This window comes from Promicromonospora soli (assembly GCF_014653785.1).
Classification (GTDB): domain Bacteria; phylum Actinomycetota; class Actinomycetes; order Actinomycetales; family Cellulomonadaceae; genus Promicromonospora; species Promicromonospora soli.
In genome coordinates, this window is record NZ_BNAS01000001.1 from 222,468 (window position 1) to 245,048 (window position 22,581).

General features: G+C 70.5%; 24 protein-coding genes. 3 read left to right on the forward strand and 21 right to left on the reverse strand.

What is annotated here, in order from left to right:
* Positions 1-58: 58 nt before the first annotated feature.
* The 11 genes from IE250_RS00975 to hrpB all read right to left on the reverse strand — a co-directional run bounded on the left by IE250_RS00975 (position 59) and on the right by hrpB (position 11,654).
* Entirely contained in the window at positions 59-631 is a 573-nt protein-coding gene (locus tag IE250_RS00975) for an adenine phosphoribosyltransferase (protein WP_189668260.1), read from the reverse strand.
* Positions 632-653: 22 nt separating this feature from the next.
* Positions 654-1,742, reverse strand: coding sequence for a protein translocase subunit SecF (gene secF, locus IE250_RS00980; protein WP_189667414.1), 1,089 nt, complete (start codon positions 1,740-1,742; stop codon positions 654-656).
* Positions 1,742-3,643: a protein translocase subunit SecD gene (gene secD / locus IE250_RS00985; protein WP_229872033.1), complete on the reverse strand. Its 1,902-nt coding sequence runs from the start codon at positions 3,641-3,643 to the stop codon at positions 1,742-1,744. The genes secF and secD overlap by 1 nt, the downstream gene beginning before the upstream one ends.
* Before the next feature lie 81 nt (positions 3,644-3,724).
* The gene (gene yajC / locus IE250_RS00990; RefSeq protein WP_189668262.1) at positions 3,725-4,156 is read right to left on the reverse strand and encodes a preprotein translocase subunit YajC; all 432 of its coding nucleotides are present in this window, start codon (positions 4,154-4,156) and stop codon (positions 3,725-3,727) included.
* Between the two features lie 142 nt (positions 4,157-4,298).
* Positions 4,299-5,339: a Holliday junction branch migration DNA helicase RuvB gene (gene ruvB / locus IE250_RS00995; RefSeq protein ID WP_189668263.1), complete on the reverse strand. Its 1,041-nt coding sequence runs from the start codon at positions 5,337-5,339 to the stop codon at positions 4,299-4,301.
* Positions 5,340-5,403: 64 nt separating this feature from the next.
* The gene (ruvA, locus tag IE250_RS01000) at positions 5,404-6,039 is read right to left on the reverse strand and encodes a Holliday junction branch migration protein RuvA (protein ID WP_189667415.1); all 636 of its coding nucleotides are present in this window, start codon (positions 6,037-6,039) and stop codon (positions 5,404-5,406) included.
* 139 nt (positions 6,040-6,178) lie between these two features.
* Positions 6,179-6,745 carry a crossover junction endodeoxyribonuclease RuvC gene (ruvC, locus tag IE250_RS01005; RefSeq protein WP_189667416.1) on the reverse strand — a complete coding sequence of 189 codons (567 nt, stop codon included), beginning with the start codon at positions 6,743-6,745 and terminating at the stop codon, positions 6,179-6,181.
* 101 nt (positions 6,746-6,846) lie between these two features.
* A complete protein-coding gene (locus IE250_RS01010; RefSeq protein ID WP_189667417.1) occupies positions 6,847-7,608 on the reverse strand; it encodes a YebC/PmpR family DNA-binding transcriptional regulator in 762 nt (253 codons plus the stop codon).
* Positions 7,609-7,666: 58 nt separating this feature from the next.
* Entirely contained in the window at positions 7,667-8,302 is a 636-nt protein-coding gene (gene pdxT, locus IE250_RS01015; protein ID WP_189667418.1) for a pyridoxal 5'-phosphate synthase glutaminase subunit PdxT, read from the reverse strand.
* A gap of 43 nt (positions 8,303-8,345) precedes the next feature.
* Positions 8,346-9,005 (reverse strand): NUDIX hydrolase, encoded by a 660-nt coding sequence (locus tag IE250_RS01020; protein ID WP_189667419.1) that lies wholly within the window; start codon positions 9,003-9,005, stop codon positions 8,346-8,348.
* Between the two features lie 123 nt (positions 9,006-9,128).
* Positions 9,129-11,654: an ATP-dependent helicase HrpB gene (gene hrpB, locus IE250_RS01025; RefSeq protein ID WP_229872034.1), complete on the reverse strand. Its 2,526-nt coding sequence runs from the start codon at positions 11,652-11,654 to the stop codon at positions 9,129-9,131.
* A 46-nt stretch (positions 11,655-11,700) separates the two neighbouring features.
* On the opposite strand from hrpB, the gene IE250_RS01030 reads away from it, so the two are divergent.
* Entirely contained in the window at positions 11,701-12,567 is an 867-nt protein-coding gene (locus IE250_RS01030) for a hypothetical protein (RefSeq protein ID WP_189667420.1), read from the forward strand.
* Between the two features lie 205 nt (positions 12,568-12,772).
* Here the strand turns inward: IE250_RS01030 and IE250_RS01035 are convergent, their stop codons facing one another.
* The 4 genes from IE250_RS01035 to IE250_RS01050 are packed head-to-tail and all read right to left on the reverse strand — an operon-like array spanning position 12,773 to position 14,399.
* Positions 12,773-13,114: a type II toxin-antitoxin system PemK/MazF family toxin gene (locus tag IE250_RS01035; protein WP_308434098.1), complete on the reverse strand. Its 342-nt coding sequence runs from the start codon at positions 13,112-13,114 to the stop codon at positions 12,773-12,775.
* Complete coding sequence (locus IE250_RS01040) at positions 13,111-13,359, reverse strand: CopG family ribbon-helix-helix protein (protein WP_189667422.1); 249 nt, start codon at positions 13,357-13,359, stop codon at positions 13,111-13,113. The genes IE250_RS01035 and IE250_RS01040 overlap by 4 nt, the downstream gene beginning before the upstream one ends.
* Before the next feature lie 21 nt (positions 13,360-13,380).
* Complete coding sequence (locus tag IE250_RS01045) at positions 13,381-13,947, reverse strand: DUF6000 family protein (protein ID WP_189667423.1); 567 nt, start codon at positions 13,945-13,947, stop codon at positions 13,381-13,383.
* Positions 13,948-13,985: 38 nt separating this feature from the next.
* Positions 13,986-14,399: a hypothetical protein gene (locus tag IE250_RS01050; RefSeq protein WP_189667424.1), complete on the reverse strand. Its 414-nt coding sequence runs from the start codon at positions 14,397-14,399 to the stop codon at positions 13,986-13,988.
* A gap of 134 nt (positions 14,400-14,533) precedes the next feature.
* Here IE250_RS01050 and IE250_RS01055 point away from each other — a divergent pair, with 134 nt between their 5' ends.
* Entirely contained in the window at positions 14,534-15,313 is a 780-nt protein-coding gene (locus IE250_RS01055; protein ID WP_229872035.1) for a class I SAM-dependent methyltransferase, read from the forward strand.
* Positions 15,314-15,326: 13 nt separating this feature from the next.
* Here IE250_RS01055 and IE250_RS01060 read toward each other — a convergent pair whose 3' ends face one another.
* Together IE250_RS01060 and IE250_RS01065 are read right to left on the reverse strand one after the other, a co-directional pair.
* Positions 15,327-16,187, reverse strand: coding sequence for a phosphotransferase family protein (locus tag IE250_RS01060; RefSeq protein WP_189667425.1), 861 nt, complete (start codon positions 16,185-16,187; stop codon positions 15,327-15,329).
* A 66-nt stretch (positions 16,188-16,253) separates the two neighbouring features.
* Positions 16,254-17,090 (reverse strand): MBL fold metallo-hydrolase, encoded by an 837-nt coding sequence (locus IE250_RS01065; RefSeq protein ID WP_189667426.1) that lies wholly within the window; start codon positions 17,088-17,090, stop codon positions 16,254-16,256.
* 83 nt (positions 17,091-17,173) lie between these two features.
* Between IE250_RS01065 and IE250_RS01070 the strand changes: the two genes are divergently transcribed.
* Complete coding sequence (locus IE250_RS01070; protein WP_189667427.1) at positions 17,174-18,673, forward strand: SDR family NAD(P)-dependent oxidoreductase; 1,500 nt, start codon at positions 17,174-17,176, stop codon at positions 18,671-18,673.
* Positions 18,674-18,704: 31 nt separating this feature from the next.
* On the opposite strand, the gene IE250_RS01075 is transcribed toward IE250_RS01070, so the two are convergent.
* From IE250_RS01075 to IE250_RS01090, 4 genes are all read right to left on the reverse strand, one after another.
* On the reverse strand, positions 18,705-19,412 hold the full coding sequence (locus IE250_RS01075; RefSeq protein ID WP_189667428.1) for a 4a-hydroxytetrahydrobiopterin dehydratase: 708 nt from the start codon (positions 19,410-19,412) through the stop codon (positions 18,705-18,707).
* A gap of 329 nt (positions 19,413-19,741) precedes the next feature.
* Entirely contained in the window at positions 19,742-20,656 is a 915-nt protein-coding gene (gene pdxS, locus IE250_RS01080; protein ID WP_189667429.1) for a pyridoxal 5'-phosphate synthase lyase subunit PdxS, read from the reverse strand.
* A 122-nt stretch (positions 20,657-20,778) separates the two neighbouring features.
* On the reverse strand, positions 20,779-21,366 hold the full coding sequence (locus IE250_RS01085) for a hypothetical protein (protein WP_189667430.1): 588 nt from the start codon (positions 21,364-21,366) through the stop codon (positions 20,779-20,781).
* Complete coding sequence (locus IE250_RS01090; protein WP_189668266.1) at positions 21,363-22,559, reverse strand: glycosyltransferase family 4 protein; 1,197 nt, start codon at positions 22,557-22,559, stop codon at positions 21,363-21,365. The genes IE250_RS01085 and IE250_RS01090 overlap by 4 nt, the downstream gene beginning before the upstream one ends.
* Positions 22,560-22,581 lie beyond the last annotated feature (22 nt).

Below are 22,581 nucleotides of genomic sequence, written 5' to 3' on the forward strand. Positions count from 1 at the left end.
CGGGTCCGACCCGGAGTCGCCAGTCTAGCCCTGGACCTCTATTCCCCGTCCGACCGGCTCATTCACCGGACGTCGTGTCTACCCGCAGGAGAGTATCGACGTTGTGGCCCTTGAGCTTGTCCCGGCCGTGAAGTGCCTCGAGCTCGAGCAGGAAGGCGAGCCCGGCAACCACTCCGCCGCACTTCTCCACCAGCTGCGCGGCCGCCGCCGCGGTACCACCCGTGGCGAGAACGTCGTCAATGATCAGAACGCGTGCACCCGGGGTGAGTGTTCCCGAGCGCAGCTCGATGGATGCCGAGCCGTACTCCAGGTCGTACGAGACGCTGTGCGTGGGCGGCGGGAGCTTGCCCGCCTTTCGCAGGGGCAGGAACCCCAGGCCGAGCGCGTGCGCCACGGGCGCGCCGAGCAGGAAGCCGCGGGCCTCCATCCCCGCTACTACATCGACCCCGTCGGCCAGCGCGAGCCGCGTGAACGCCTCCACCACGTCGGCCAGCCCCTCGGCGTCGGCCAGGAGGGGCGTGATGTCCTTGAAGAGGATGCCCGGTGAGGGAAAGTCCGGGACGTCCGCGATCAGGTCGCGAATGCGCGTCGCCCTCTCCGGCACCAGGCCGGAGAGGGCGACGTCGGTCATGTCGTCTGCCACGAGGCGGAGCCTACCGGCGACGCTTGGGCTGAGCGGTGTGTCCCTGGTGGTGTCCGGGGACGAGCTGCGCCGAGCCCGACGCTGCGGCGGCCAGCAGGTCGTCGGAGGCGCCCTCGGCCGCGAGGCCCGCACGCAGGTCCATGACCTTCTTGGTGTGCTCGGCGATCCTGGGCTCGCGCTCGCGCAGCGCCACGTCCAGCGGCGTGGCCAGGAAGATGGACGACGTCGCACCCACCGCGATGCCGACGAACAGCGACAGCGAGATGTCGTTCAGCGTGCCCGCCCCGAGCAGGAAGCCACCCACGAAGAGGATGCCCGCCACCGGCAGCAGCGCCACCACGGAGGTGTTGATGGACCGGACCAGGGTCTGGTTCACCGCGAGGTTCGCCCGCTCGGCATACGTGCTGCGGGTCTGCTCAGTGACGGCGACCGTGTTCTCGCGCACCTTGTCGAACACGACCATCTTGTCGTACAGCGAGAAGCCCAGGATGGTCAGGAAGCCGATGATCGTCGACGGCGTGACCTCCCAGCCGATCACCGCGTACACGCCGGCCGAGACCAGCACGTCGGCGAGCATCGCCACGACAGCGGCCAACGACATGCGCCACGCGCGGAAGTACACCGCCATGAAGACCGCTGCCGCGATCACGAACGCGACGGTGCCCCACAGTGCCCGCATGCTGACGGACTCGCCCCAGGTGGGGCCGATGAAGTTCGCCGTGACCTCAGACGGTGCCACCCCGTAGGCCTGCGCCAGGGCGTCCTGGAGCTCACCGGTCTCGTCGTTGTCGAGCTGCGAGACCTGCACGCGGACTGAGTCCGCGCCCACCCGGGTGACGTGCGGCACCTCTCCCGGCGCGACCGTGGCGACGGTGTCGAGGGCGATGTCCTCGTCCGTGCTTGCCACACCCGAGACGGTGAACTCGGAGCCACCACGGAAGTCGATGCCGAGGTTCAGGCCCTGGAACACGAGCACGAGGATCGAGGCGGCCGAGAGGAGGCCCACTATCGAGAACCAGAGGCCCCTCCTCTGGACGATCGGGTAGGACCTGCGCCCGGTGTAGAGGTCGTTGCCCCAGTGAGCGAAGCTGCCGGCCATCAGTGCTTCTCCTCGTTCTGAGCCGTCTGGGTCGTCTCAGCAGACCCGGCGGCAGCCTTGCGCTCGGCGGCACGCCGCTCGGCGATCGTCATCCTGCGTCCGTCCTCGGTGGTGCGTGGCGTCGGGGTCACGGACTGCGCAGTGACCAGCTCGCGCTCCCTGCTCGGCGTGCCGTAGTCGGGCGCGTCCGCGGCCTCCGGCTTCGGGGTGGAGAACCGGCCGGCACCCCGGTACCGCGGGCCCTTGTCCAGGTCGAGGCGGTCGGCCGAGAGGCCCGACGCCTTGTGGCCGTCGCGGAAGAACGGGATCTTCGCAATGAGCTCCATGACGGGGTGCGTGAACCAGAAGACCACCATGATGTCGATGATCGTGGTCAGGCCCAGGGTGAACGCGAAGCCGCGCACGCCGCCGACCGTCATGAAGTACAGGATCACTGCCGAGAGCAGGTTCACGGACTTCGCGGCGAGCACCGTACGGCGCGCACGCACCCAGCCGCGCTGGACCGCCAGCCGCAGTGTTCTGCCGTCACGCAGCTCGTCTCGGATACGTTCGAAGTAGACGATGAACGAGTCCGCCGTGAAGCCGATGGCCACGATCAGACCCGCGATACCCGGCAGGGAGAGGCGGTAGCCCATGGTCCAGCTCAGGAGCGCGATCACGACGTAGGTCATCGCGCCCGCCACGACCAGCGACGCGACCGTCAGCAGGCCGAGCGTGCGGTACTGGAACATCGAGTACACGACGACGAGCGCCAGGCCGATGAGGCCGGCGAACAGACCGCGCTGCAGCTGCTCGGAACCCAGCGTCGCCGAGATCTGGTTCTGGCCGTCCACCTCGAAGGTCAGCGGCAGTGAACCGAAGCTGAGCTGGTTGGCCAGCGTGGCCGCGGAGTCTCGGGTGAACGAGCCGGAGATGGTCGCCTGCCCGTTCGTGATCGGCTCGTTGCTGCTCGGCGCGGAGACGATCAGGCCGTCCAGCACGATGGCGAACTGGTTGCGCGGCGGCTCCAGCGACGTCAGCCGCTCGGTGGTCTCGCGGAACTTGGTCGTACCCTCCGAGTTGAAGTCGAGGGTGACGCCCCACTCGTTCGTGACCGTGCCGTTCGAACCCGGAATCAGACCGGAGGTGGCGGAGGTCAGGTCGGTGCCGTCGACCTCGACCGGGCCCAGGATGTACTTGGCCGCGCCGGTCTGGTCGCACGTGACGAGCACCCGGTCCGGGTGGTCGCCGCCGCCGCCCTCCAGGTTCTTCGGGTTGGTGCAGTCGAGCTGGTCGTAGAGGGCCTGGACCGACGGCGTGATCTGCGCCAGGTCGCTCCCGTCCGTCGGGTTGACGTCCTTGGCCTCCTCGACGGCCTTCTTCTCGAGCTCGGCGGGGTCCTCGGCGCCAGCGTTCTCGCCGCCGTCGGCCGCGGCGTCGTCGCCGGAGCCACCCTTGGCGGACGCGCTGGGCGACGCGGACGGCTGCACCGTCGGCTGCGGGGCGCCGTAGGTCAGGACCGGGCGGAACTTCATCTGCGCGGCCTGGGAGATCAGCGCGACGGTCTCGTCGTCGACCTCGCCGGGGATCTCGACCACGATCTGCCTTGCACCCTGGCTCGAGATCTCGGCCTCGGTGACGCCGTTTGCGTCCACACGCTGCCGAATGACGCCGATGGCCTCCTCCATCGCCTCCGGGGTGATCTCGGAGCCGTCGGAGGTGACGGCTTCCAGGATCACCTGGGTGCCGCCCTGCAGGTCGAGCGCCAGGCCGGGGGCCAGGCTCGCGCCGTCAGGATTGTCGCTCGACTTTTCGTCGAACTGCCAACCGGCCAAGAGGGCGCCGAAGGGCAGCAGGATCGTCAGGATCGTCAGGAGCACGATCGTGCGAACCGGCCGCGAGCGCCGGGTGTCAGTCGCCAACGTCTGTCTCTTCTCGTGTGCGCGCCGGGGTACGACCGGCGCGGGTTCGGCGCCGTCCGGGACTACCGGACGGCGCGGCCGTCACTTGCCGTCTGCGTCGGCGTCCCGTCGCTGCTGCTCCCGGTACTCGCGCTGGGCGGTGTCCAGGTCAGACAGGTCGTCAGGAACGTCCTTCGCGTCGGGGCTGATCGTACTTGCCGTTTCGCTCTCCGCTGTGACGTCGGACTCATCGGCCGCGTCGTCGGTGTCCGCGTCGTCGGCGACGGGCTCCTCGATGTTCTTGGAGATGGCGGCGCGGAGCCAGGTGGTGGGGCTGCCCGGGAACGACTCGATGGTGACCTGGTCGTTCGCGTCGTCGACGTCGACGACGGTGCCGATCATGCCGGACGCGGTCATGACCTTGGTCCCGACCGTGAGGTTGTTTCGGAACTCCGCCGCCGCGCGCTGCTGCTTGCGGGTGCGTGAGGACATGAAGAACATCGCCACGAGGAGGATCGCGACGAGAATGAGCATTTCCACGGTGAGGTCCCTGTTCGATTGCTGTGTCGGATGTGCTGCGCTCGCCTGGGCGGCGCAAGTGCGACGAGGATCCACCCCAGTGTAGTGCCGGGCTGGATCCTCGGGTTTCCCCGCTCGGGGCAACACAGGATCAACGTCAGGGGTCGAGCAAAGTTCCCTGGTTCGTGGTCCCGGTGCCGTACCCGGGCGTCGGCGCGGGCGGCGTCAGCCCGAGGTGTTCCCAGGCGGCGAGGGTCGCGACACGACCGCGCGGCGTGCGTCCTACCAGGCCTTCGCGGACGAGGTAGGGCTCGGCGACCGTCTCCACGGTCTCGGCCTCCTCACCCACGGTCATGGCCAGGGTGGACAGGCCTACGGGCCCGCCGCCGAACCGGGTGCACAGCGCGGTGAGCACAGCGCGGTCGAGGCGGTCCAGGCCGATGGGGTCGACCTCGTAGACCTCCAGGGCGGACTTGGCGGCGTGCAGGTCGAGCCGTCCGTCGCCGCGCACCTGGGCCCAGTCGCGCACGCGGCGCAGGAGCCGGTTGGCGATGCGGGGTGTGCCGCGGGAGCGGCCGGCGATCTCCTGGGCCGCCGTGTGCTCGAGGTGCACGCCGAGCAGGCCGGCGGAGCGCAGGATCACGCGCTCCAGCTCCTCGGGCGAGTAGTAGTCCATGTGCCCGGTGAACCCGAAGCGGTCGCGCAGCGGCGCGGGCAGCAGGCCGGAGCGCGTGGTGGCGCCGACGACGGTGAACCGCGGCAGCGCGAGCGGGATCGCGGACGCGCCGGCGCCCTTGCCGACCACGACGTCGACCCGGAAGTCCTCCATCGCGACGTACAGCAGCTCCTCTGCCGGGCGGGCCAGCCGGTGGATCTCGTCGATGAACAGCACGTCCCCCTCCTCGAGGGAGGACAGGACGGCGGCGAGGTCGCCCGCGTGCTGGATGGCGGGGCCGCTGGTGAGCCGCATGTGCGACTCCAGCTCGCCCGAGATGATCATGGCCAGGGTCGTCTTGCCGAGGCCGGGCGGGCCGGACAGGAGCACGTGGTCGGGCGGGTTGCCGCGCGCGATCGCGGCCTGCAGCACCAGCGAGAGCTGGTCGCGCACGACCCGCTGGCCCACGAAGTCGTCGAGCCGCTTGGGGCGCAGCGCGGCCTCGGCGGCACGCTCGATCTCGTCGGCGCTCGGGGCGACGATCCGGCTGCCGGTGCTCTCCGTCCCGGTGGTCGAGCCGTGCCCGGTGGTCGAGCCTGTCGAGACCTCAGCCACGGTGTCCTCCCAGCACGCGCAGCGCGGAGCGCAGCGTCGAGGCGACGTCGTCCGCAGCCACGGCGTCGACTCCCGCCTCGGCGAGCACCTTCGCGACGGCGTCCTCGGCCTGCTTGGCGGGCCAGCCCAGGCCGGCGAGGGCCTCGACGACGCGCTCGGAGTGGTCGGCGTCGGTCTCGACCGGTTCGACCAGCGAACCGTTGGCCGAACCGGTCGCTGCCCCCGACGGCGGCCCGAGCCGGTCGGCCAGCTCCAGCACGAGGCGCTGGGCGCCCTTCCTGCCGATACCCGGCACGCGCGTCAGCGCGGCGAGGTCCTCGCCTGCAACGGCGCGCCGCAGCGCGTCCGGGGTGTGCACGGCGAGCATCGCCAGCGCAAGGCGCGGCCCGACGCCGGACACGGTCTGCACGATCTCGAACACGTCGCGCTCGTCGGGGTCGCCGAACCCGTACAGCGTCATCGAGTCCTCGCGGACCACCATGCTCGTGGCGACGCCGGCGCTCTCGCCCACGCGCAGCCCGGCGAGCGTGGTCGGCGTGGCGTGCACCAGGTAGCCGACGCCGCCGACGTCGACCACCGCGCGGTCCAGGCCCACGTGGGCCACGGTCCCCGTCAGCGAGGCGATCACGGGCTCTCCCCCTCCATCGGTGGTCGAGCCTGTCGAGACCCGATCGAACGTTAGTGCGATGAGCCTAACAAGCGCCCTGAACCCCTCAGGGCGTGCCACGCCGTCCTTCGCGCATCGCCCACGGGGTGATACGGCCGCGTCAGCGTCGCGGACGCTGCCTGGCGGCCTGCTCCGCGGCAGCCCAGGCCCGCTGGGCGGGGGTGAGCTCGTGCCGCTCGCCGCCCTGCAGGGCACCGGCCGGCCGCCACAGGTGGCAGAGCGCGAGCGCCAGCGCGTCGGCGGCGTCGGCGGGCCGGGGCGGCTCGTCGAGGTCCAGGATGCGGGTGATCATGGTCGTCACCTGCGCCTTGTCGGCGCGGCCCGAGCCGGTCACCGCCGCCTTTACCTCGGACGGCGTGTGCAGCGCGACGGGCACGCCCCGGCGGGCCGCGGCCACCATGGCCAGGCCCGCCGCCTGGGCGGTCCCCATCACCGTGCCGACGTTGTGCTGCGCGAAGACGCGCTCCACCGCCACGACGTCGGGTACGTGCTCATCCAGCCACATGTCGAGGCCTTCGGCGATCTTCAGCAGGCGCACGTCCGTGGACAGGTCGGCGTCCGAGCGGATCACCCCGACGGCAACCATCCGGGCCCGCCGCCCGGGCAGGGAGTCGACGACACCGATGCCGCACCGGGTCAGGCCGGGATCGACTCCTAGGACGCGCATGGCGTCAGGCTCTCACGGCGCCGAGCTCGGTCCCGACAGGCGCACCAGCAAACGCGGCCTCGACCAGCCGACGTAGGCGACCAGCGAACGCGGCCGGAGGGTTACTCCTCCTCGTCGAGCGCCGCCATGACCTCGTCGCTCGCGTCGAAGTTCGCGTAGACGTTCTGCACGTCGTCGCTGTCCTCGAGCGAGTCGATGAGCCGCATGATCTTGCGGGCGCCCTCGACGTCGACCTCGACCTGCATCGACGGGTGGAAGATCACGTCAGCGGAGTCGTACTCGATGCCGGCCGCCTGGATCGCGGTACGCACCGGCACCAGGTCGGTCGCCTCGGTCAGGACCTCGATGACGTCGCCCTGGTCGGTGACGTCCTCCGCGCCGGCGTCGAGCGCGGCCATCATCACCTCGTCCTCGCCCACGCCGTCGGCCTTCGGCACCACGATCAGGCCCTTGCGGGAGAACAGGTACGACACGGAGCCCGGGTCGGCGAGGTTGCCGCCGTTGCGGGAGAACGCGAGGCGCACCTCGGAGGCCGCCCGGTTCTTGTTGTCCGTCAGGCACTCGACCAGGACGGCGATGCCGTTCGTGCCGTAACCCTCGTACATGATCGTCTGGTAGTCGACGGCGTCGGCGCCCTCGCCCGAACCGCGCTTCAGCGCGCGGTCGATGTTGTCGTTCGGGACCGACGACTTCTTCGCCTTCTGGACCGCGTCGAACAGCGTCGGGTTACCGGCGAGATCGCCGCCGCCCGTCCGCGCCGCGACCTCGATGTTCTTGATCAGCTTCGCGAAGAGCTTGCCGCGCTTGGCGTCGATCGCGGCCTTCTTGTGCTTGGTCGTGGCCCACTTGGAGTGACCTGACATGCCTCTACCTGACTCCTTGCTATCTCGATGGCGCTCGGACGGCGGGGCGGGGAACCGCTCAGCCGCCCGCAACCATGCTGACGAACAGCCCGTGCACGCGCGCGTCCCCCGTGATCTCAGGGTGGAATGCGGTGGCGAGCAGCGGCCCCTGCCGTGCTGCAACGATCCTACCGGCGGCCGCCACCGAACGGCCCTGCGTATCCACAGCAGGGATCCGGGCGAGCACCTCGACGTCGGGCCCGGCCTCCTCGACCCAGGGAGCGCGGATGAACGCCGTGCGCACCGGGCCGCCGCTGCCCACGTCGGAGATGCCTGCGAAGTCGAGGTCGGTCTCGAACGAGTCGACCTGCCGCCCGAACGCGTTGCGCCGCACGACCATGTCCATGCCGCCGACGGTCTGCTGGTCGGCCGTGCCGTCCAGGATCCGGTCGGCGAGCAGGATCATCCCGGCGCACGAGCCGTACACCGGCAGCCCTTCCTTGATCCGGGCCTGGAGCAGCTCGTGCAGCTCGAAGATCCGCAGCAGCTTGTCGATGGTCGTCGACTCGCCGCCGGGGAGCACGAGCCCGTCGACGTCGGCCAGCTCGGCCGGGCGCCGCACGGTCACTGCGCGCGCACCCACGGACTCGAGGACGGCCAGGTGTTCACGGACGTCGCCCTGCAGGGCGAGGACTCCGACGGTCGGGGTTGTCACAACCGTCGATCTTACGTCGCCGCGGACCGGGGCAGGCACGCCGTCAGTCGTCGAACTGCTCGCCGAGGTGGCGGACCTCACCGTCCCAGCCGGCCACGAGATGGTCGATGACGTCCGGCAGCTCCGGCGGGAACACCTCCAGCGGCTGCTCCCGCAGCTGCGCCGCCGTCAGCCAGGCCATCTCGTCAAGGAGCTCACGCTCCGCGGCGGTCCAGCCGGCCGTCGTCACCTCGACCGCTACTGGTGTCCGCACCACGAAGAAGACCTCGTACTGGCGGCACGTCTCCGCGAAGAACTCGAAGATCCCCGTGCGGGTGAGCACGGGCCCCACGAGGTCACCGGGCGCCAGGTCGATCCCCACCTCTTCGCGGGCCTCACGCAGCGCGGCCTGAACCGGTGTCTCCCCCGCGTCGATCCCGCCGCCGACCGTGAACCACCAGGACCGTTCCGGCTGGTTCACGTCGTGCCCACGGATCATAAGGACGCGGCCGTCGTCGTCCATCAGGATGACGCGGGCCGCTGAGCGCTCGCGGATACCGTCCGGCCCCGGCACCCATTCGTCCCCGAGGGACGAGGTGCTGGCCGGCGGGGTACCGAGGCCGGACGGCTGCGACGAGACGTCTGTCACCAGCCACGCTCCGCCCGGCGGACGGGAGCCGGCCTCTCCTCGACGTTGTTCAGAGCTGTCGCTGCGCCAGGTCATGCCGCTGACGATACGTTCGCACCGGGCAAAGTCCTACACCGGGCGGCCGTGCCCGCGCAGCACGCGACCGTCTGGCCGAACCACTACCCCCCACACGACAGAACTCGGCGTGGGCAGTTCAGTTCACTGGCGAGGCTTTAGTCGTTTGGTGGGGACGGCGGTGAGTGGATCTTCCGGCCACGGATGGCGGGGGTAGCGGGCTCGCATGTCGGCCCGGACCTGCGGATAGCCCTGCTTCCAGAACGAGGCGAGATCGCTCGTGATCGCGACCGGACGCTGTGCGGGCGACAACAGGTGCAGCACGACGGGGACGCGCCCGTCCGCGACGGCCGGCGTGGCGGTCCAGCCGAATACCTCCTGCAGCTTCACTGCGAGGACCGGCGGCTCGACACCGTCGTACGCGAGCCGGACCTCGGAGCCCGATGGGACCTGGAGCCGTTCCGGTGCGAGCTCGCCGAACCGGGCTGCCGCAGGCCAGGGCAGCAGCCGCCGCAGCGCCGACGCCACGTCGATGCGGGCAAGGTCGCGCGAGCCGCGCACCGAGGCGAGCTCGGTACCCAGCCACCCGTCGAGATCGGCCAGCAGCGCCTCGTCGTCGACCGCAGGCCACGGGGCGCCCAGGTGGGCGTGGCAGAAGGCGCGCCGCTCCCGCAGGGCGAGTGCGGCCTCTGACCAGCGCAGTACGGACAGACCGCTGCGCCGGATACCGTCGCGCACGGCCGCCTGGACGAGCACGGGGTCGGGATTGGTCAGCGGGACGTCGCCGAGCACGATCGCGCCGAGCGTCTCCACGCGCCGCGTCACGATCCGGCCGTCGTCCCAGCGGATCTGGTCGGTGGTCGAGACGAGGTCGCCTGCGATGTCTCGCGCGGTCTGCTCGTCGATCGGCGCGGCGGAACGGATCCTGGCGTCGGCGCGACCCGGTGCCCGGTCAGCGACCGCGACGGCCAGCCAGGTCGTGGTCCGCAAGGGCGATTGCGGATCCAGGGCGGCACCCGTGCCACCGGACATCTGGTAGGTCGCCGAGTCGGTCCCCCGGGCCCGCGCGATCCGGTCCGGATACGCCAGCCCCACCACGATTCCCGCTGCGAGATCGTCCGGGACGCCCCGCGTCCCCCGGCCAGCCTGCCCACCCGACGGGTCGCCGGACGTCGTGCCTCGGCCGAGGCGCTTCGTCTCTTCGCGCCAGCGGGCCGTGGCTCCGCGGTCCGCGCCGCTGCGAAGGGCTCGCCAGCGGGCCGGCAGGTCATCGCCGGAGCCGCGGCCGGAGTCGTCCGACAGCATCGCGACGACCTCGCGCGCCCGGTCGGCGCCGACCCGCGGCGCCCCGTCCAGCAACGCACGAGCAAGGCGAGGATGCGCCCCGACCGCCCTCATCCGCCGGCCCCGCTCGGTGATCCGGCCGTCGTCGTCCAAGGCGTCGATGCGGCGCAGCAGCTCGGTGGCCGCGGTCATCGCCGGCGCCGGCGGCGCGTCGAGCAAGGTCAGACCGTCACCAGCGGGCGCGCCCCACGCCGCGAGGTCGAGGGCGAAAGCTGCCAGGTCGGCGATCGCGATCTCCGGCGCCGGATGATCGTCGAGACGGCCGTGGTCGGTGGCGGACCAGCACCGGTAGACCCGGCCAGGCGCCTCCCGCCCGGCGCGACCCGCTCGCTGGTCGGCCGACGACCTCGACACCCGGCAGGTGACCAACGCACCGAGCCCACGGGACTGATCGGTCCGCGGCTCCCGGGCAAGACCCGCGTCGACCACGACCCTGACCCCGGGCACGGTCAGCGAACTCTCCGCGACCGACGTGGTGACCACGATCCGGCGAGTGGCGGCCGGCGCCAGCGCGCGGTCCTGTTCAGCCCTCGACTGGCGACCGAACAACGGCAGGACGTTCTCACCGGCCAACCGGCGGGTCACACCGTTGATCTCCCCCTCCCCCGGGACGAACACGAGGATGTCGCCGTCGTTCTCCGTCAGGGCACGCCGGACGACGGCCGCGACGTGGTCCAGCAGACGCGGGTCGACCCGCCCACCGGGCAGCAGCGGCACGGCGACCGGGGGTGGGGCCCACTCGACCGCCACGTCGAACAGCGCGGCATTTGCGGTGATCACGGGCGCCGGAACGTCCGTGCCCAGTGCGCGGCTCAGCTTGACCGTGTCCGCCGTGGCCGAGGTCGCGACGATCGCCAGGTCCTCCCGGAGATTCGCCCGGATGTCGACGCAGAGCGCGAGCAGCAGATCGGCATCGAGGTGCCGCTCGTGGCACTCGTCGATCACGATCGCGGCGACACCCGGCAGCTCCGGGTCCTGCTGCAGACGCCGGACTAGGAGCCCCGTCGTCACCACCTCGACTCGGAGTCCCTTGCCGCCGCTGCGTTCACCGCGCATCGCGTAGCCGATCCGCTGCCCGAGCGGTTCGCCGACCAGCATCGCCAGGCGAGCAGCAGCCGCACGGGTTGCCATTCTTCGCGGCTCGGCGACGATGATCGTGCCCCCGAGCGCGTCGGCCAGCGCAAGCGGGAGCAGCGAGGTCTTCCCCGATCCAGGCGGCGCGACCAGCACCGCTGTACCGTGCGACCGCACCGCGTCGACCGCGGCAGGCAGCACCGCCCGGACGGGCAGGTCCGCCCCGGGCACCGACGGTTCAGGCAGCAGCACGCCCTGACGGTAACCGACCGCTCACCCCCTGCGAGAATGCGTTCTCGTGAACCATCTGCTGGACCTCGGGTCCCGGAAGTTCTGGCGACTGGTCGGCAAGCCCGTCGACCTCGCCACGCACCACTCCTGGTTGCGCGCCCCGATGAGTCATTCGTCCACGGTCGGGGACGGCTGGCTCGCCGCCGAGGCCGCGCACCACGGCGGCACGGTCGACGACGCCCCCGCGACCACGGATCCGTCAGCAGGCCCGGCGCCCGGCCTGCTTCCGGCGATGACGGTCCTCGACGGTCCCGGGTTCGACGCCGCCCGGCTGGATCCGCAGATCCGCGACTTCTACGAGCACACCGCCGCCTGGCACATGGAGGTGTGGACCGGATGGTCGCCGCTGTTCTGGCCGGCGGGTGAGCTGATCGCGCGATTGTTCGCCCGCCGGGTCGAGCAGCTTTCTCTCCCGATGCGCCCGCTCGACGTCGCGCACGGCATGGACAGCCGCGTCCGCGTGATCCGCGACCGGGACGGCGAGCAGGTGGGCGCCGCGTGGCTGCGGACGCTCAAGCCGTCGGGCCGCTACGTGTTCAGCGGCTGCTACTCGGCGCGTCGGATTCCCGGCGCAGCGCGGCCGAGCGTCCACGTCGCGTTCCCGCTCGAGTCCGGCAACGTCCAGGTCTTCCTGCGGCCCGCCGTCACCGACGAGGGCGGGCTCGTCCTGGAGTCGCCCCCGGGACGGTTCGGGCAGGACGGCGCGTACGTCGTCGTCCACGACGGCGGACGGGACTTCGCAGCGCGCGTCCCGCTCCACGAGACCTTCCGCCTGTACCGCGACCCGTACGGGGTGCTCCGCACCGACCACGAGCTGCGGATGTGGCGCACCTGGATGATGCGCCTGCACTACAAGATGGAGCACGCCAGATGAACCACACCTTCCACCCACCGAGATGCCGGCCGCCGTGGTGCGCGACCACCCCGGCACCACGCTCGCCCTGGCCGCCTTCCGACCGCTCTCGGAGCACGGCGCCTGGGGGGCGGACCGGGATCGTTCCGCTGAGCTGATCGGGCTTCAGGACCAACGAGACGGCGGAGGAACCGCCTCCTCCATCGCCCACCCGCCAGGTCGACCCTTACAAGTCCACGACGCGTCGAAGGCCGGCGTCGACGGCGTCCATCAGGTTGTCAGGAAGCGCAAATCCGGTGGCGTCGATGTCGGCGCGATCCACGGTCATCGGCTGGGACACGTTGACGACCGAGTCCTTCGGCAGCCCGGACGCCAGAGCCGGGAGGAACACGTTGCCAGGGTGCCGCGCATGGGCCGTGTTGGATGTGATCGGCAGGACGACGACAGTCGCGATGCGGGACTTGTTGTACTGGTCGGACTGCACGACGACGGCTGGGCGCCGCTTGGCCGGAACGCTTCCCCGGGGTTCTCCGAAGTCGACCCAGCACACCTCCGCGCGCCGGATCACCACTCGTCCGAGGCCTCGACCAGGCGGGCGTTCGCAGTGCGACGGAAGTCGGCGGTGTCGTCGCCGGGCTGGCCGATGGCCTCGATAGCGTCGTCGATCTGGGCGGTCAGGTCCGCACCGGTCAGCTCGTCGGCGTAGTGCTCGGCAGCACGCCTGTAGAACTCCGACCGCGTCATGCCGTGCTTCTGGGCGATGTGGTCGAAGCGTTCGGCCGTGTGGTCCGGGAGGCTGATCGCTGTCTTCATGAAGCAACGGTATAACTTTTTCTACCGCCCCGCCAGAGAGGCAAGCCACAATGAACCACGCGCCGTTCGGAAGTCGCTCTGAAGATCGGTAGCGACCTTCAGTGAGTCCTGGAACGAGGCAACGACCATGGGATCGGGATCGAAGGGCGGAGAACCACCCAGGTGGGTGATGGCCGCCGATACGAACCCCGTGGTTCCGAGGTCATCACGGCCATCGGGACGCGCAACGAACGACTGCATCCCCGCGACGGCGTCCGACCCAGTGATCAGCGCGCTGACGACCGCCAAGGGGCCTGCAGCATGGGAGGGCCCGTCGATCCACGCCGCGGCGACTGCCTCGCGAACTCTGTCGACGGGTACCGCCAGAGCGAACCACGCGCCCATGGTCTGTTCACGCCACCCGCCGCTCAGGAGCAGCCATTCCACCTGCTCGGAAGTCAGTCCCCTACCCGCTCTGATCAGCCTTCGCCGGAACCGAGGTGCAGCGCCCGGATCAACTTCGGTCGGCGCCTCCACCAGGTACATCTTCAGGTAGAACGGCCGAACCAGCCGCCTGATCAGCCGGACCTCTTCACGCGAGTAGAGCATCGAGGTGCGCCCCCACTCCTGGCCCCGGTCAGCGCCACTCATACTCCGACGACGGCGCGGTCTTGGTGGACAACAGAGTTCTCGGCGAGTCGAACCGCCCCGCGAACAATGCGGAGACCGAACCACACCGACGCGATCACCGCCCACGCGGGGAGTCCGACAACCGCGATTCTGGCCGACCAGGCCAGGGCTTCGATGATGGTCATCGCCGGTTCGCGAACCCCGACCGCGACGTAGGCGAGCACCGTGTACACGATGCCCACGACCGTCGCCACGACGAGCATGAGCGGCAGAGCGAACGGTCCACCCGTGGACGTGTCGGTGAGGATCGCGACCACGACCAGGACCATGTAGAGCGGAATCGCCAGCAGCGGATAGATCAGCACTGCGGCGGCTCCACCGCCCCCGAAGGACACGAGCGAGAACGCCCACGACACGAGCCTTCTGATCACGTGATCCTCCAGCCGAAACCGTGCCCTGTCGACGCACCGGCATGGCTCCGGCCAGCCGAGTCTTGCCGAACCCCCGTCCATTGACAACAGACAGGGCGGCGGTTTCCTGGGGAGAAGGTCAGTAGGCTCTCGGCGTGAGTCGTCGACGACAGCCCTCGAACCAGAGTGAAGCGTTCTACTCGCACGCGAGGCTGTACGACCTGATGTTCCCGGGCGGCGGGCCCTCGGTCGACTTCTACCGGGCCGACGCGAAACGGCAAGGCGGGCGCGTGCTGGAACTCGCGTGCGGCACCGGGCGCAAGCTGATCCCCATCGCGTCCGACGGGCAGCAGTGCGTCGGCCTGGACCTCTCGGCAGACATGCTGGCCGAGGCCCGCCGCAAGGCGAACGAGCGCGGTGTCGGGGTGGAGTGGATCCAGGGCGACATGCGGGACTTCGATCTGGGCCGCACATTCAACTACGTGTTCATCGCAGCCAACTCTCTGCTGCATCTGCACGAAGCCGAGGATCTGGTGAGCTGCTTCCGGTCGATTCGAAGACACCTGGCACCTGGAGCAAGGTTCGTCCTCGATGTATTCAACCCGAGCGTGCGGCTACTTGCCGAAGCCGATGGGGTGCGACGCAACCGGAAGTCGCTGTCGTTCAGGGACCCGGACCGTGGCGACGTCAGCGTCGATGTCGCCGATACCTACGACGCGTCCGCGCAGGTAACACGCGGGACGTGGCACCTCTCGACCAGCTCCGAGCCAGACTTCGTCGTCGCACCGCTCGAGATCAGGAGCATCTTCCCGCAGGAGCTGCCACTGCTCCTCTCGCTCGGCGGCCTCCAGCTCGTCGAACGCTTCGGCGACTGGTCCGGTCGCCCATTTGCCATGGATGCTCCCCTTCAACTCTGCATCTGCGAGTCCGCTTGATCTTCAGCGATTTCTACAGACCGTCCAGTCGCCGGGTCACCGTGTCGAGCGTCGGCCACGGAGGACCCTCGCGCAGCAAGCGCAGGAGCTCCTCCCCGAACCGCCTCCCGTTCGGAAACTGGTCATCGAGGTCCCAACGCCACGCGGCGACCATCGCGATGACGAGCTGCCGGCACTCGTCCAGCAGCCCTTGGTCAAGGCCCGGGTAGTGCTCGCAGACCGCCTCGGGAACATGGGCGAGATCGAACTCGACGGGCCCGCGGCAGCACGTCTCGAGGTCGATGAGCAATGAGCCGTTCGTCGTGCTGAGCACATTGCCCGGATGCGGCTCGCCGTGGAGCAGCTGTTCCACGGCGCCGCGGTCGTCGATCGCTCGTCGCAGGCTCGCCAGCCTGCCGCCGAGGAATACGCGGTCCGCGTCGGCCAGCGCCGGCGAGCGGTCCGGGTCGGCGACGATTTCTTCCGCCTCCGTGATCCGGTCGGTGAACCTCGGGCTCGGCACGTCGACCTTGCGCATGCCGTCGTGCAACTGCTCCAGCGCCTTGGCGTAGTCGGCTGGTGAGGTGTGGGGTGTCACGGGCTCGTAGTAGGTCCACAGCGTCACTGCGAAGCCATCCCGCGTGTACACACGCGGGTCCGCCCTCGGCTCCAACCGGCCCGCCGGGCTTCCGACGTCGGCGAGCCGCTGAGCGAGCTCGACCTCGAACTGTGCGACCTCTTGCCCCAGAGGGGCGACCCGAGCAAGGACGTCGCATGGCATCAGCCGCAGTGCCAGCTTGTTCGAGTTATGGAGAACGATGGCGTCCTTGGCAGGCAGGTCCAGCGATGCGGCGACCGAGGTCGCAGCCGCGATCGCACGGGTCACGTCGGTCATCTCCACCGACGAATCTTGGCACGGACGAGCGGGAGAGCGACCAGATCTTTGGGGACCGGTCCCGAGTTAGTCGGGGTTGCCGCCGTGTCGGCTTCGCTCGGAGAGGCGCTGGACCTGCTCGGCGGAGATGTCGCTGGTCCACTCCCAGCCGGGCTTCGCCGTCTCGCCGACCCGGAGGTCGCTGGGGACGTGGCCCTCGCGCAAGGCGAGCACGTACGCGCGATCCAGCTCGATCCGTGCGCGCAGCTCGTCGGCGCTGCCGACCGACCCGTGCCCGGGGACGACGACATCGACCTTGCCGGTCAGGTCCTCGAGCCGCTGCAGTCCGACGAGGTACTCCTCGATCGGGTCGTTGGTGTCGTTCAGGACGTCGAGATTGGGAACCAGGACGTCGGAGAGCATGTCGCCGGCGACGAGCACCCGGCGTTCCTCGATGAACAGCGCCGCATGCCCCGGAGCATGCGCAGGAAGCTCGACGACCTGGACCCGGGGTCCCTCCCAGGGGATCTCCGTGGTTCCGGCCGGCAGCGCGGTGATGAGGCCGAACAGGTCCAGCGGCGTCTCCTCGGCGATCTCCGGCGGCAGCGCCTCGGCGGCGTGCGCCTTCCAGTCCGGGTCCGACCGGAACGCCTGCATGACCGCCGCGCAGCGTGCCGTGCCGTACCGGGGCACATCGCCGAGCTCGGGGTGCCACAGCACGTGGTCCCAGTCCGGATGGGTCGCGAAGCCCGCCACGACGCTCTGGCCGAGCTCGCGAAGATCGCGTGCCAGGCAGGTCATCTCGGACTCGGTCAACCCCGGGTCGACGAGCAGTACGCCGCTCGGGCCCTGCACCACGACCGCATTGTTCTCCAGCAGCTCGCTCTGGTGCGTCAGCACGCCGTCCGCTACCCGACTCAGCATGGGACTCCCGACATCCGGTCACGATAGCCCGCTCCGTGTGGACCGAGCAGGGTGCCGGGCCTGCGCGCCGGTTATCCTACGGCGTGCCGACGAACGCGGGGATCGACCCGGACGAGCTTGCCACCACCCTCCGGGTGCTGGGCCGGCTCAAGGACCTCGAACCCAACCATCCCGACGTCCAGACGGTCAAACGGGCGACCGGTTACATGTGGAAGCTGCTCAAGAAGTCCCGTAAGGCCGCGGTCCGCGAGGAGATCCAGGCGCACGACCGGAGCGTCATCGAGCGGACGGCGACCGGTTCGGCGGCGCGGATCGACGACGAGACCGCCGGCATCCCGCTGGTCTCGACCGCGCCGGGGGCGTTCGCCGGGGAGCTGCGCACCGCCCGCGCCTGCTACATCTGCAAGACCGACTACACGCTGGTCGACTCGTTCTACCACGGGCTGTGCCCCGCCTGTGCCGCGAAGAGCCACACGCGGCGCGACCAGCGCACTGACCTGACCGGCCGCCGCGCCCTGCTCACCGGGGGCCGGGCGAAGATCGGCATGTACATCGCGTTGCGCCTGCTGCGCGACGGCGCTCACCTCACCATCACCACCCGCTTCCCGAAAGACGCGGTGCGCCGCTTCTCGGCGATGCCCGACGCCGCCGACTGGCTGCACCGGCTCAAGATCGTCGGGATCGACCTGCGTGACCCGACCCAGGTGATCGCCCTGGCCGACGACGTCGCCGCGGCGGGACCGCTCGACATCCTGGTCAACAACGCCTGCCAGACCGTCCGCCGGTCCCCGGGGTCCTACTCGCAGCTCGTCACGGGCGAGTCGTCGCCGGTCGCCCCGCTTCCCCACGGGCTGGTAGCGCCGGAGATGGTCACGTTCGATCGCATCTCGGAGGCGCACCCTGCCGCGATCGCGGGGGCACTGACCGCCCTGTCGGTCGCCCACCACGAGGGGCAGTCGCAGGACGACGCCGTCGCGATGCACACCGCGGCGTCCCTGACAGCGCTGGCCCTTAGGGCGGGCTCGGCCTCCCTGGATGCCCACCTGGCCGGCACCGCCGTCGACGCCGGCGGGCTCCTCCCCGACCTGCAGACGACCAACTCGTGGACCCAGGTCGTGGACGAGGTGGACCCGCTGGAGCTCCTGGAGGTCCAGCTCTGCAACGCGATCGCGCCGTTCCTGCTCATCTCCCGGCTGCGGCCCGCGATGCGGGCCGCGACGTCCAAGGCGCGACGCGGGTACGTCGTCAACGTCTCTGCGATGGAGGGGCAGTTCTCCCGCCGATACAAGTCCGCGGGACACCCGCACACCAACATGGCCAAGGCCGCCCTCAACATGCTGACCCGGACCTCCGCGGCGGAGATGTTCGAGAAGGACCGGGTACTGATGACCGCGGTGGACACCGGGTGGATCACGGACGAGCGCCCGCACCAGGAGAAGCTGCGGATCGCCGCCGAGGGCTGGCATGCGCCCCTCGACCTGGTCGACGGCGCGGCCCGCGTCTACGACCCGATCGTCCGGGGCGAGGCCGGGACCGACCTGTACGGCTGCTTCCTCAAGGACTACGAGCCGTCGCCCTGGTAGAACTGGAAGATGACCCTCGGTGGTTGAGAGATCAACTACCTAGGGTGGCGGACACGTCGACGCAGACGATTCCCTTGTTGCCGTCCTGGTCGGCGATCACGGTGAGCGAGGGCGCGTTGCTGTCATCGACGACGGTCCCGCCGGCGGCGAGGGCAGCGCCGATCCGTTGCTCGGCCACCTCGGGCGCCACATAGACCTCGATGTGGAACCGCTGAGGCGGGGTCTCGTGCTCGTCGGCAGGCCCGAACCATAGGTTTGGTACCCGTCCGGTGGCGTCCCGGATCTCGTCGCTAGGGGTCCCGCGGCCCTGAGCCTCGGCACTCCCGGTCAGCAGGGCGGCCCACACCGGGGCGATGATCGCGGAGCGCGACGTGTCGAGGCCGAGCTCGATGTGGCTGACCGAGGCAGGGTCGGCACCGACCCTGTGGTCGGCGGCGATCTCGGTGATCCGTCGCGCGAGGTCGAGGTCTTGCTGGGTCACCCATTCGACGACGTGTTCGGTGCCCGCGTCGTCGCGGTAGATGGCGTCGTCACTGACCAGTTTGAGGTCGACGTATCCAATGCCCATCGACACGCGCGGGTGGTGTCCGAGCTCGTCGCCCGCCTCGCCCACCGTGGCGACAAACCGTGCACCGCTGCCGAAATCGTCGACTATGTAGCGGGCATGGAGCCCCTGGGCCAGCTTGCGCCAGTCGGTCAGGTTGGCCGCGGCGATCTGTTTCCCCGTCAGCATGTCCATAGGCAAGGAGCCTACTCGTTGGTGCAGTCGGCAGCGCTCAACCCACGAACACCTTCGCGCACGCTCCTGGCTGAGGCTCGAAACTAGGGACCAGAAGGCCCTACCCAACCAGCCCGGGCGGGGGTAGCGTAAGTATTGGCCTGCGAGACAGGCGAGGGAGCCGAGAGGCTGAGAGGCCAGAAGGTCGAAAGGCCGGCTGGCGACCCCCATAACCTGATCCGGACAATGCCGGCGAAGGGAAATCGCCTCGCAGGTCCTTTCATGCCCTGGCGGGCAAGACGGAAAGGCCCCGCGGACACGACGTCTGCGGGGCCTTCCGACGACCTAGCTCACCAACCGCGCTCAGCCAGCCGCACCGGCGCCGGCTCCTCCTCGACGTTGATGCCGACCATCGCCTCGCCGAGACCGCGCGAGACCTTGGCGATCACGTCGGCGTCGTCGAAGAAGGTCGTGGCCTGCACGATCGCCTTCGCACGCTGGGCGGGGTTGCCCGACTTGAAGATGCCCGAGCCGACGAAGACGCCCTCGGCGCCGAGCTGCATCATCATCGCCGCGTCCGCCGGGGTGGCGATGCCGCCGGCGGTGAACAGCACGACCGGCAGCTTGCCGGTGGTCGCGATCTCCTTGACCAGCTCGTACGGCGCCTGCAGCTCCTTGGCCGCGACGAACAGCTCGTCCTCGGGCAGCGACGTCAGACGGCGGATCTGCTGGCGGATCTGGCGCATGTGCGTGGTCGCGTTCGACACGTCGCCGGTACCGGCCTCGCCCTTCGAGCGGATCATCGCGGCGCCCTCGGTGATGCGGCGCAGGGCCTCGCCCAGGTTCGTCGCACCGCACACGAACGGCACGGTGAAGTTCCACTTCTCGATGTGGTTCGTGTAGTCCGCGGGGGTCAGCACCTCGGACTCGTCGATGTAGTCGACGCCGAGCGCCTGCAGCACCTGGGCCTCGACGAAGTGCCCGATGCGCGCCTTCGCCATCACGGGGATCGAGACGGCCTCGATGATGCCGTCGATCATGTCGGGGTCGCTCATGCGCGACACGCCGCCCTGCGCGCGGATGTCCGCGGGCACCCGCTCCAGCGCCATGACGGCCACCGCGCCCGCGTCCTCGGCGATCTTCGCCTGGTCGGGCGTGACGACGTCCATGATGACGCCGCCCTTGAGCATCTCGGCCATGCCGCGCTTCACGCGCGCTGTGCCGACCGTACCCACGGTGTTCTCGCCGGTCACGGATTCAGTCACGGTTACCTCGCATAGTTCTCGCCGGTGGGATCGACGGGGTCGTTCCGGGCGCGGTCGGCGCCCTGACTCGATCCTATCGCCCCGCCCTGCCCGCCCTGCCCGGCCCCGGCCCGGCAGGGCAGTCACCCGCCGCTGGGCTCCAGGCCGTGCGGCAGGGCGTCGTCCAGCTCGACCGTGCGCGGCATCGGGGCGCGGCCGGCCAGGTGGAACAGCCGGACGTACCAGAGCCGGCGTACCCGCCGAGCCTGCGCCACGGCCTCGTTGTGGAAGCGGCGGGCCAGCGTCACCCGGTACCAGGCGGCCGCGAGTCCTTCCACCACCTCGCCCGACGGCCCCGCCCGCAGGCCACGCACAGCCTCGGGAGCGCCCAGCGCCTCCCGCAGCGTCGCCGTGAGCCCAGACTCGGCCCGCTCGCGTTCAGCGCCGAGCCCGTCCATCTTCAGTGCGGCGGCGGGCGAGGTGACCGGCCCGATGTCCGATGCCGTGTACACGGCGTCGGCCACCAGCACCGCGCTCGCGGGATCCAGCGCGCCCGACGCCGCCAGCTCCATGGCCGCCGAGGCCCGCCGCACGAGCTGCGAGTCGAGCGCGATCCGGGACGCGGCGACCTTGCGGTGCACCCGGTCCAGGCGGGACGCACCCTGCCACGCGAACACGAGGCCGACCGCGAGCACTGCCAGCGCGACGAGCGCGATCTCGGACCAGGTCATGCGTCGCCTCCGACCCGGCGGGGGAACAGGCCCATGAAGCGCCCCACGACGTCGCCGCCGATCGCGTGGTCGGCCGCGAGCGTCATCTCGTAGACGGCGAGCACCTGCTCGGTCACGCCGGACCAGTCGAACCGCTGGACCCATTCGGCGGCACGGGCGCGGTAGGCGTCCCGCCGCGCGGGGTCGGCGAGCAGGTCCAGCACGGTGGCGGCGAGGTCAGCGGGGTCGCCGTTGCGGAACAGGGCGCCGGCGGCGCCGTCGTCCAGGACGCGCTGGAACGCGCCCAGGTCGCTGGCCACCACGACGGACCCGGCGCTCATGGCCTCCACGAGCACTATGCCGAAGCTCTCGCCGCCGGTCTGCGGCGCGACATACAGGTCGGCGGACGCCAGCAGCGCCGCCTTGTCGGCGTCGGACACCCCGCCCAGGAACTCGACGGAGGAGGCCCGCGCCCCCAGCAGCTCCCGGGTCTCGCCGACGACGTCCTCCCCGCGGCCGGCGACCAGGAACCGCACGCCGGGCATCCGGTCGAGGATCGCCGGGATCGCCTGGACGAGGACGTGCAGGCCCTTGCGCGGCTCGTCGAGCCGGCCGAGGAACGCGACGGTCGGAGCGGAGGGCGTCCCGGTCCACTCGTGCCGCCGCGGGCTGCTCGCGAACACCTCGGTGTAGACGCCGTTCGGGATCACTACCGCGTCGCCGCCGAGATGGTCCACCAGGGTGCGGCGCGCGTCCTCGGACACGGCGATGCGGGCGGCGATCTTCTCCAGGGACTGCCGCACCAGCGGGTAGGCGACCTGCAGCGCCCGCGAGCGCACCTGGGAGGTGTGGAACGTGGCGACCACCGGCTCCGTGGTCTGCCACAGCGCCAGCATCGACAGTGACGGCACCATCGGCTCGTGCAGGTGGACGATGTCGTAGGGGCGGCCGTCGATGCCGCCCTCCAGCCAGCGGCGTACCCGGGTGGCGGCCAGGGGGCCGAAGGTGAGCCGCGCCACCGACCCGTTGTACGGCACGGGTACTGCCCGGCCTGCGGCGGTGACGACGTCGGGCAGCTCGGTGTCGTCGCTGGACGGGGCCAGGACGGACACGTGGTGCCCGGCGGCCTGCAGCGCCTGCGCGAGGTCGCGCACGTGGAACTGGACGCCTCCGGGAGCGTCGAACGAGTAGGGGCAGACGATCCCGACGCGCAGCGTGCGGTGGCCGCGCCGCCGG